At 74.0% G+C, this 9719-nt stretch carries 9 protein-coding genes; 1 reads left to right on the top strand and 8 read right to left on the bottom strand.

What is annotated here, in order from left to right:
* The first annotated feature begins 39 nt into the window (after positions 1 to 39).
* Positions 40 to 537 (top strand): PepSY domain-containing protein, encoded by a 498-nt coding sequence (locus IEY93_RS13100; RefSeq protein ID WP_189163306.1) that lies wholly within the window; start codon positions 40 to 42, stop codon positions 535 to 537.
* Between the two features lie 84 nt (positions 538 to 621).
* On the opposite strand, the gene IEY93_RS13105 is transcribed toward IEY93_RS13100, so the two are convergent.
* The 8 genes from IEY93_RS13105 to IEY93_RS13140 form a co-directional block, all read right to left on the bottom strand.
* Positions 622 to 1359: an HNH endonuclease family protein gene (locus IEY93_RS13105; protein ID WP_229691093.1), complete on the bottom strand. Its 738-nt coding sequence runs from the start codon at positions 1357 to 1359 to the stop codon at positions 622 to 624.
* A gap of 126 nt (positions 1360 to 1485) precedes the next feature.
* A complete protein-coding gene (locus IEY93_RS13110) occupies positions 1486 to 2244 on the bottom strand; it encodes an SDR family NAD(P)-dependent oxidoreductase (RefSeq protein ID WP_189163307.1) in 759 nt (252 codons plus the stop codon).
* Positions 2245 to 2257: 13 nt separating this feature from the next.
* Positions 2258 to 4576: a tetratricopeptide repeat protein gene (locus tag IEY93_RS13115; protein ID WP_229691094.1), complete on the bottom strand. Its 2319-nt coding sequence runs from the start codon at positions 4574 to 4576 to the stop codon at positions 2258 to 2260.
* 67 nt (positions 4577 to 4643) lie between these two features.
* Positions 4644 to 5498, bottom strand: coding sequence for a diaminopimelate epimerase (gene dapF / locus IEY93_RS13120; protein WP_189163308.1), 855 nt, complete (start codon positions 5496 to 5498; stop codon positions 4644 to 4646).
* Between the two features lie 11 nt (positions 5499 to 5509).
* Positions 5510 to 6460 carry a tRNA (adenosine(37)-N6)-dimethylallyltransferase MiaA gene (miaA, locus tag IEY93_RS13125; RefSeq protein WP_229691095.1) on the bottom strand — a complete coding sequence of 317 codons (951 nt, stop codon included), beginning with the start codon at positions 6458 to 6460 and terminating at the stop codon, positions 5510 to 5512.
* Positions 6460 to 6987: a methylated-DNA--[protein]-cysteine S-methyltransferase gene (locus IEY93_RS13130; RefSeq protein WP_189163309.1), complete on the bottom strand. Its 528-nt coding sequence runs from the start codon at positions 6985 to 6987 to the stop codon at positions 6460 to 6462. The genes miaA and IEY93_RS13130 overlap by 1 nt, the downstream gene beginning before the upstream one ends.
* A 131-nt stretch (positions 6988 to 7118) precedes the next feature.
* Complete coding sequence (locus IEY93_RS13135; RefSeq protein ID WP_189163310.1) at positions 7119 to 7895, bottom strand: class III extradiol ring-cleavage dioxygenase family protein; 777 nt, start codon at positions 7893 to 7895, stop codon at positions 7119 to 7121.
* 267 nt (positions 7896 to 8162) lie between these two features.
* The gene (locus IEY93_RS13140; RefSeq protein ID WP_189163311.1) at positions 8163 to 9332 is read right to left on the bottom strand and encodes a CAP domain-containing protein; all 1170 of its coding nucleotides are present in this window, start codon (positions 9330 to 9332) and stop codon (positions 8163 to 8165) included.
* Between the last annotated feature and the right edge of the window lie 387 nt (positions 9333 to 9719).

The following is a 9719-nucleotide window of genomic DNA, read 5'->3' on the forward strand; positions in this document are numbered from 1 at the left end:
GCAGCGCGGGCTTATCGCGGGCCGGGCGAGCCTTGGGCCATGACGAACAAGAGCACCACCACGACCACCGCGAACCGCATGAGCCGGGTCGCCAGGCTCGCCGTCGCCGGGGCCGGCGTCGTCGCCCTCCTCGGCACCGGAGCGGTCGCCGCCTCGGCCGCCTCGGCACTGCACGTCCCCACGGCGCCCGCCTCCGGTACCGCGCCGGCCAGCTCCGCCCCGCTCTCGGGCGCGAACGGCACCGCACCCTCCACCGGCTCCGCGCGGTCCGCCGGCGCGGCCACCGGATCGGCGTCGGTCTCGTCCGGTACGGCGGCGCGGGCGGCCGGCGGCGCGGTCGCCGTCACCTCCCGCCAGGCGATCAGGATCGCCAAGAAGCGCGTCCCGGGCGCCCGGGTGAGCAAGGTCGAGCGCGAGTGGGAGCACGGGCAGCGGGCCTGGCAGGTCGAACTGCACAAGCGCGGCGTCGAGTACCGCGTCTACGTCTCGGTGCGGACCGGAGCGATCATCAAGTTCCGCCAGAAGCACGACGACTGATCGGGGCCCTGCTGGGACGTGGCGCGTCCTGCGGGCGATGGGCACGGCCGGAGGCCTCCGGCCGTGCCCATCGCGGCGCCCGGGTCAGCGGCACTGGGCGAGCATGGCCTCTTTGTCGGGAGCGGTGACCGGAAGGTCGTACTTCAGGGCCACCTGCGCGAAGCGCACCGCGTAGGAACAGCGGATGCCCCGGGCCGGGGGGAGCCAGGTCGCCGGGCCGGAGTCGCCCTTGGAGGAGTTCGCAGAGCCGTCCACCGGCAGCAGGTTCAGCGGGTCGTTGGCGATCTGCACCCGCTTGGCCTTGCTCCACCGCGACGCGCCCATCTGCCAGTCGTAGGACAGCGGCATGACGTGGTCGATCTGCACCTCGGCGGCCTGTTGCTTGGTCCACTTGATGGTCGTGCCGGTGTACGGGTCGTGCAGGGTCATCGACGCCAGCACGCAGTTGGAGCCGGAGCGGTACTTCAGATCGTCCCCGTCGCGGGCCAGCACGTCGTTCCTGGTGTCGCAGCCGTTGCCGGCGAAGGGGATGTCGGCCGCGTTGTCCGCCCAGGCGTACCCGAACTCGTCGCGGTCATAGCCGGTCTTCGCACCGCGTCCCTTGGTCGCGACCTTTTCGATGATCTTCACCGCCTCGGCGCGGTCACCCGCGGACCTGATCGTGCCGAGGCCTCGCCCGGTTCCCTTGGGATTGTCCAGCGGGCTGACCCCGGTCGAGCCCCCGTCACCTCCCTGCGACCCCGTCCCGTCGGCGGCCCGGCCGGAGAGCTCTCCATCCAGGCCGCATCCCGCCAGCAAAACGGCCGCGACCGCTCCGGCCACGACCGCGCGAGATCCACTCAGGCGCACTGCCACCCCCAGGTCAACGAAAAGTAATACCTAGGTATAGCAATTACCCTCGAAAGCCGCGATCACCGCAAAACTCCGGCGCGTCGACCGGCGCGTGGCTCAGGTAAGCAGGAAGCCGCCGTCCACCGGGAGTACGGCGCCGGTGACGTACGACCCGGCGTCCGAGGCGAGGAAGACCGCCGCCGCGACCAGCTCCGCCGGGTCACCGGCCCGTCCCATGAGCACGCGCTGCTCGAACTGCCGCTCCAAGTAGCCCGGCGGGTAGCCCTCGGTCATCTCGGTGGCGAAGAACCCCGGCGCAAGGCAGTTGACCCGGATGCCGCGCCGCCCCGTCCACTGCTGCGCCAGGTCTCTGGTCAGCCCGGCGAGGCCCGCCTTGGACGCGGTGTAGGCGGCCTGCGGCAGGCCCGCGGTGGTCTCCCCCAGCACGCTGCCGATGTTCACGATGGACGACCCCGGGCGCATGACCCTGGCGCACGCCTGGGCCATCCAATACGCACCGTTCAGGTTGACCTCGATCACCTGGCGGAACTGCTCGGGCGTCTCACGGACCGCGGGGACGGCGGTCCCCACCCCGGCGTTGTTGATCAGGATGTCGACGCCGCCGAGCCCATCAACGGCGGCGTCCACCAGGGCCTGGCAGTCCTCCGGCCGGGCGACGTCGACCGGCACCGCGACGCAGCGGCGCCCGGTCTGCTCGACCAGGCGCCGCGTCTCCTCCAGCCGGTCGCCGCGGCGGGCGCCGATCGCGATGTCGGCGCCCGCCTCGGCCAGCCCGCGCGCGAACGCCACGCCGAGCCCGGACGAGGCGCCCGTGACGATCGCGACCCTGCCGTCCAGCCGGAACCTGTGCAGCATCGGCGCGGAGCGGCTAGAGGCCGTACTCCTTCGTGATGCGCTCGTGCCGCTCGATCTCGATGCCGGCGGTCCTGGCCAGGTCGAGCCAGGCCAGCGGATGGGTCCACCGCTCGGTGGCGTCGTCGAGCAGCGCGTCGAGCTGGACGGCCTCGACGCCCGGCGGCACGGCGATCCAGCCGTAGACCCCCTGGAGCCGCTCGCCGGTCCCGGGGTGGGTGACCGTGTAGTTGTCGTCGCTGTAGACCCACATGGGCCACCCGCGCTCGGCCAGCACCTCGTTGAACTCGGCCCAGTCGGACTCGCTGGGAGCCGCGCCGTCGAAGAACCAGGAGGTGTAGCCGCCCGGGCGCAGCAGGGACACGCCGGCGAACGGGATGACGTAGCTCTCCTGCTCCTCCGGGTTGTCGGGCACCGGCTCCAGGGGACGCGGGTCGATGACCACGATGTCGCCGGCGTTGTAATCCATGCCGCGGGGCTGCGGGATGAGCAGCCGGGCGGTGGCCGGTCCGGTGCGGACGGACAGGACCTCGCGGCGGCTGCCGTCGGAGACCGGCAGGACGACGCGGACGAGGTGCCACTCCTCCTCGATCGGGCCCTCGGACGACTCGATGGGCATGCCCAGCTTGGCCGCGCCCTTGCGCACGAGGTCCCAGTCTTCGGCGGCGGTCGCCATGACGATCATGCGCCAGACGTCCTCCTCCTCGCCGGCGTCCGACTCGACCAGCTCGCGGAGGATGGCGGCGCCCTTGGCGTTGTCGCCGAGCTGCTGGACCGCGCCGGCCAGCAGGCGGCGGGCCTCCAGGGCGGTGGCGCCCTGAGCGCCGGAGTCCAAAGAACGCTCGGCCTCGGCCGCGGTCTCGGTCCAGCGCTCGCGGGCACGGTGCATGCGGGCCAGCGCCAGGTGCGCGGCGGCCGGGGGCAGCAGGCCGGCGAAGCGCTCCAGCCGCTCGTCCTGGCCTGCCTCGATGAGCACGCCGGTGAGGTAGGCGACGTCCTGATCCTCGGCGGCGGCCGGGTCGGCGTCCTCGACGATCGTCTTCCACAGGATGTCGGCGCCCAGCGGCGCGTACCCGAGGAAGCCCAGCGTCGTGGTGTGCCGGCGGGTGGCCTCCAGATCGGTGCCGGACACCGGCCACAGCCAGCCGACCCAGCGCTCGGGGTCGGCGTTGTGACCGTCGGCGGCGTCGAAGTAGGCGACCAGCTCGTCCTGCGGGCCGGGAGCCGGCAGCGGGACGGCGGCGTCGGCCGAGGCGCGCAGCTCGGCGATGCGCTCGGGCAGCCCGTCGGTCACCCGCAGCTCGCCCAGCCACGACTCGGCGAGGTCGGCCAGCGCGCGGGCCTGCCAGATGCCCTGGCGGGCGACGGCCAGCTCGCCGGCGATCAGCGCCAGCTCGACCCGGCCGCGGTGCACGCCCATGGTCTCGAAGTAGGCCATCCACTCGCGCAGCACCCGGCCGAGCTGCCAGGTGTTGCTGATCACCTCGCCGAGGAGGCGGACGGCCCGCGCCCACTCGACCCAGTCGCGCGGGTGCTCGCCGACCACGTCAAGGTCGGGCAGTGCCTCCAGCGCCTGGGGGTGGCGGCCCACCGTGGCGAGCACCAGGGCACGCAGCACGCCCTCGCGGTGGTCCTTGGCCACGGGGTCGTCGGCGGGGAACTCCTTGGCGGAGTCGAGCTCGGTGAGGGCCTCCATCGCACGGCCGGCGCCGAGCAGGGCGCGCACCCCCGCGGCGGCGAGCTCCCAGCTCACCTGCCCGTCGGCGCCCCTGCGCGCGGCGACCGCCGACTCGTAGTAGGTGACCGCCTGCTCGGTCTCACCCGCGTCGGACAGCGCCGCGACGTACTGCGCGACCAGGCCGCAGTAGGCCGGGGAGTCGGGCCGCACGCCGTCCAGCGCGGCGCCGAGGGCGGCCAGGCGCTCACGGGCGTATCCCGGGCCGTCGGTGTTGGCCTGCGCGACGGCCAGCGCCTCGACCGCCGCGGGGACCGAGGGGCAGTCCTTGGTGTCCTCGCGGCGCGCGAACTCCAGCAGCGCCTGCGCGTCGCCGAGGGCGGCCGCGCCCTGGGCACGGTCGCCGATGCGGCTCAGCAGGTGCCAGTAGCGGGCGAACAGCTCCAGCCAGGGCAGCTCCAGCGACCCGGCCTGTTGGGCGACCGCCGGCGCCATCACGTCAAGCTGGGCGTACCGGCCCTCGAAAGCCTGCGCGGGCAGGTCGCCGAGCGCGATGGCGAGCCCGGTGTTGCCTGCCTCGTGCAGTTGCCGCTGGGTGTCCGCCACCCATGCCCAGATGTCCACGTCCATGGCACGCCAGTCTGCCAGTTCGGAAGGCATGGCCCAAACATGCGGGCGGTTCGGTACGGGCGGCGCCCCCCGGCGGCGCCGCCGTCCCCGGCGGACGTCAGGCCAGGTGAGCGGGCGGTATGTCACCCGCGGCCACCAGGACGGCCGGTCCGGTGAGCAGGCTGGTGTTCTCTTCGAGCGTGACCGTCAGCAGGCCGCCGGGCACCTCGACCGTCCAGGTGCCGACGCTCTCGCCGGCGAGCCGCGCCGCCGCGACGGCCGCGGCCACCGTGCCCGTGCCGCAGGAGGGGGTCTCGCCGCAGCCGCGCTCGTAGACGCGCATGACGACGCGGCGCTCGCCCACGGCGTTCAGCAGCTCGATGTTGACGCCCTGCGGGAAGACCGCGGGGTCGAAGCCGGGCTGCGCGGACAGGTCGAGCCTGCCGACCGGCTCGCCGGTCACGCAGGCGAGGTGCGGGTTTCCGACGTCGATGACCAGCCCGTCGTACTCGTCGACGCCCAGCGTCGCCCGGCTCTCGCCGAGCACCCGCGGCATGCCCATGTCGATGGTGACGTCTCCCTCGGTGCCGAGCCGCACCCGGCGCACGCCCGCGCGGGTCACGACGTCGAACTCGCCGGGGTCGGCCAGGCCGGCGTCGACCAGGTAACGGGCGAAGACACGCAGGCCGTTGCCGCACATCTCGGCCATGCTGCCGTCGGCGTTGCGGTAGTCCATGAACCACTCGGCGCCGCCCGGGCTGACCGGGGCACCGGCCTCACGGGCGCGATCGGCGATCTCGACGGCCTCGGGGCTGAGCTTGGTGGGAACCGCCCGCAGCACGCCGTCGGCACCGATGCCGGTGCGGCGGTCGCACAGCCCGGCGACCGCCGAGACGTGCAGGTCGAGGCTCCCGTCAGGGTCGGGGAGGATGACGAAGTCGTTCTGGGTGCCGTGTCCCTTGACGAAGCGCATACCGCTACATCCTACCCGCCGGTCAGGATCAGCGACCGTTCCACCAGGTCGGGCGCGTCGAACGGCAGCCAGTGCACCCGCGGGTCGCGCCGGAACCACGACTGCTGGCGCCGGGCGAACCGCCGCGTCGCCCGTACGGTCTCCTCGCGTGCCTGCTCCTCGGTCCACTCCCCCGACAGGAACCGCAGCACCTGGGCGTAGCCGAGAGCCCGGCCGGCCGTCCTGCCCTCGGTGATCCCCCGCCCGGCCAGGTCCCTGACCTCCTCGACGAACCCGGCCGCCCACATGCGGTCGACACGCGTGGCGATGCGCTCGTCGAGGACCGGGCGGGGCACCTCGACGCCGATCTGCACGCTCTCGTAGACCGCGTCGTAGGACGGCATCGTGGCCGAGAACGGCCGCCCGGACAGCTCGATCACCTCCAGGGCACGGACGATGCGCCGGCCGTTGGTGGCCAGCACCGCCTCGGCGGCCACCGGGTCGAGCTCCTTCAGCCGCTGGTGCAGCTCCTCGGGCCCGGCCTCCGCCAGCTCGGCCTCCAGCCTGGCGCGCACGGCGGGGTCGGTGCCGGGGAACTCCAGGTCGTCCAGTGCCGCGCGCACGTACAGGCCGGAGCCGCCCACGAGGATCGGCACGGTCCCCCTGGCGAGCATGCCGTCGATCAGCGGGCGGGCCATGCGCTGGTACGCGGCGACGCTCGCCGTCTCGGTGACGTCCCAGACGTCGAGCAGATGGTGCGGCACCCCGCGCCGCTCGGCGAGGGTGAGCTTGGCCGTGCCGATGTCCATGCCGCGGTAGAGCTGCATCGAGTCGGCGTTGATCGCCTCGCCGCCCAGGCGCAGGGCCAGCTCGACGGCGAGGTCGGACTTGCCCGCGGCGGTCGGCCCCACGACGGCCAGCACCGGCGTACGCCCGCCCCGCACGCCGCCCATGGCGCCGCCGGACGCCTGATCGCCTGCCATCACAGCTCCCAGTCGAGGGTGGGCGGAAGGTAGCCCTCCAGCGTGAGCAGCCACCGCTTGGAGTCCACCCCGTCGCCGCCGCTGAACCCGCCGAGGCCATTGCCCGCGACGACCCGGTGGCAGGGCACGATGATCGGGATGGGGTTGCTGCCCATGACCGACCCGATGGCGCGGGCGGGGACGCCGGATCCGCTGGTCTCGGCCAGCTCGCCGTAGGTCGTCACCCTGCCGTACGCAACGGTCTCGTACAGCGTGCCGAGCACCCGCCGCTGCAGCGGCGACATCAGGCGCCAGTCGACCGGCACCGTGAACCGGGTGAGCCGCCCGGCGAAGTAGGCGGCCAGCTCGTCGCGGGCCGGCGAGGCGAGCGCGGGGTCGCCCGCGGCCGTGGCGGCGAGACGGCCGAGCATCTTGGCGCGCACACGCTCGCCGTCCCCGAAAGAGGTCGCGGCGACGCCGTCCGGGGTGACGGCGGCCAGCACGTCGCCGAGCGGCGTCGGCACGCTGGCGAAGGCGACGTCTACCATTCGATCAAGTCCATCCGCGGGCTCGGGGCTCTGTGGGGCGCGGGCACGGCCTGCGCCGTCCCGATGTCTTCACCGTAACCACACCCCGGAGCGGTCGGGGTCACGGTCACCGTCATGCTCCCACGGCCTGATCAGACGAGGCTCCAGCGCGCCACGAGGTAACCGACGCCGTAAGGGGCGTCGGCGTAGAGCAACTCGCCCCGGTAGCGTCCCCCTGCCTCCGGCCCACCGGCGCCCGGCGCAGTCGCCCGCTCGTCTTCAGCGCCGCGCTCGCCGCGCTCGCCGTGGGCCGCCGCGGCGCCGGCGAGTGTCTGGAAGGCCGCGCGGCCCGCCACCCACAGCTCGGCGGCCTCGCCGGGGTCCAGCGCGGCCAGGGCCACCGCGTCCGCGCCGCCGAGTGCCCGGGCGAGGGCGTCGTCGTGGTCCCGCGCGCGCGGATCGTGGTAGCCGGGCGACTTGACGGTGAGCTTGGCCGAGCCGTCCCCCATGACCAGCAGGGCCACCCGCGAGGCCTGGCCCGCCAGCTCGGCGCCCAGCCGGGCGCACGCCGCCGGTGTGGCGTCCGACGCGACCGCGACGTACCCGGCCGGCGGGTCGATGCCGGCCAGGTCCACCAGCAGGCGGCCGACCGTGAGGGACAGCGGGAGGACCGGCTCCCCCTTCCCGGCCCGGACGTCCACGCCCCACGGCGCCAGACTGCCTGCGGCGTCCGGGCCGTGCCACACGGCATCCTGGGCGAGCCCTTCGGCGGCGCCGAGCACGATCAGCGTGTCCGGCCTGGCCTCGGCGAGCGAGCGGACGGCGGCCACGCAGGCGTCCCGCAGGTCGTCCAGCTCCGCGGCGGCCGCACCCGCGAGCTCGGGCGCGATCAGCGGAGGATGCGGGCACACGGCCGCGGCGACAAGCACCCGATCAGGCTAGCCGCGCCCCGGCGCTCCCGCGAGCCGACCGGTGCCTCGCCCCGCGCGCCCCGGCTCTGCCGCGAGCCGGCGAGCACCGCGTCCCGCGAGCCGGTCGATAGCCCGGTCCCACGAGCGAGCCGGCCACGGCCCGGCGCTGCCGCGAGCCGGCGGGCATCCCGTACGGCGCCTCGCCGTGCCCGCACGCCCCTCGGCACGGCAGAACGCGAACCCCCGGGCCGGCGCGAAACCGGTCCCGGGGGGTGAGGGCGCCGATCAGGTGCCGCCGAAGTCCTGGGTCCACCAGGGGCCGCCCTTGCCGAAGTGCACGCCCACGCCGATGGCCTTGAGCTTGCAGTTCATGATGTTGGCGCGGTGGCCGGGGCTGTTCAGCCAGCCCTGGACCACGGCCTCGGGAGTGGCCTGGCCGCGGGCGATGTTCTCGGCGAACATGTTCGAGGTGTAGCTGGCGGCCTTGATGCGGTCCCAGGGGGAGCGCCCGTCGGCCGAGGTGTGGTCGAAGTACCCCTTCGCCGCCATGTCGTCGGAGTGGCCGCGCGCGGCGGCGCGCAGTTTCTCGTCGATGCGCAGCGGGCCGCAGCCCTGCTCCTGCCTGGCGACGTTGGTCAGGCGGGCGACCTCGTTCTCGGCCGCGACCACCGAGGACGTGCCGCCGCTCGGGGAGGAGGCGGTGGGCGTCGGCTTCGCGGTGCTCTTCGTCGGTGTGGGGCTGGGCTTCGGCGTCGGCTTCGGGCTCGGCTTGGGGGTCGGCTTCGGCGTCGGCCGGGACGACGGCGGAGTGGAGGGCCGCGTCGTCGGGATCAGGTCACGGAAGAAGCCGCCGCCGAGGCCGTTGAAGCGGCCCGCCTGCTGCCCGTTGGGCTGGACGTAGCCGGCCGGCCCGTCGGGGCGGGGGCCCTGCCCTTCGGCCTGCGTGTCCGTCCGGGTGGTGTCGGTCTCGGCGCCCATCTTCTGCTTGGCGTTCTCGGACCTGCCGACCGGTGCGGCCTGTTCGGCCTTCGGCACGGACTGCGTCCCGCCCGCGCCCTGACCGGAACCTGCGGAGCCGGAGGCTCCGTTGTCCGACCCGGCCGCGACACCCGCGTCGGCATCCGAGGAGGCGTCATCATCGGTGGCGTCACCTGCGGAGGCGTCACCTGCGGAGGCATCGCCGGCCGTCTCGCCGGTGTCGCCGGCGTCGTCCGCCGCTGCCGCCTCTCCGGCCTGCTGCATGGACCGGGCGCTCACCGGGTCGGATCCGCCGGTCAGGGTGATGACCCCTCCGGCGGTGACGGCGGCGGCGAGCACGGCCGAGGCCGCGCAGATCACAAGGGTGCGTCTCCGGGAGCCCGAGGGGGACGGGGACTCGGAGTCGAGGTATTCGGGCGAGGACAGGGGGCTGGACTCGGTGTAGCGGCCCGGCGACGCATGGTCGTGCCGATCCATGTGAGAACTCCTGCGGGCTTTGGGGGAGAAAGCGCTCCGGCTTCCGCGGGCGGTCGTCACACTAGCCCCAATGGCCGAATTACCGCACCTCAATCACGGAAGAATCACGACTTGTCATCACTTGGACCGTTCTCACGTCGAACACCGGCCGGCCCGCGCCGGGTCATGCGGATCATCGGGGTCGCCGGCCTCGGTGTCGTCCTCGGCGCGGCCGCGTGCACGTCCGCAACCCCGGCGGCACCGGCCGATCCGGCTCCTCGATCGGCCCCCGCGGGGGCCCTCCAGGACCTTGGCACGCCACCCGGCGAGCCCGGGAACGTTCCCGGTCACCGAGGCGGCGACGGCGGCGAATGCGAACACGAGAAATTTCCTGATCAGCCCTCTTCA

The sequence above is a fragment of the Sphaerisporangium melleum genome (assembly GCF_014646695.1).
Lineage (GTDB): Bacteria > Actinomycetota > Actinomycetes > Streptosporangiales > Streptosporangiaceae > Sphaerisporangium > Sphaerisporangium melleum.